At 48.1% G+C, this 214-nt stretch carries 1 protein-coding gene; it reads right to left on the reverse strand.

Annotated features, from left to right (window positions below):
- Positions 1–214 (reverse strand): glycoside hydrolase family 9 protein (locus HJV72_RS19380; protein WP_208073510.1); only part of this gene is annotated, 214 nt, incomplete at both ends.

The raw sequence follows: 214 nt of genomic DNA on the forward strand, positions 1-214 counted from the left end.
TGCCCCGGGAACCCTACGATCATACTTTTTCCCCATGGATTGCAACCGAATATCCAGTTAAGCAGGTCGCATTCCATTTCGTAAAAATCGGTGTTCCCGGTAAGAGTCCGGTAGAGAAGGCATTGTGTAAGCGCTGCGGTTATCAGGTTGTTGGAACACCAGATAAAAGGTATGCCTACGCCGAACGTTTTACCATAAGGGGCGCTTTCACTTT

The sequence above is a fragment of the Extibacter sp. GGCC_0201 genome, assembly GCF_017566055.1.
Classification (GTDB): domain Bacteria; phylum Bacillota; class Clostridia; order Lachnospirales; family Lachnospiraceae; genus Extibacter.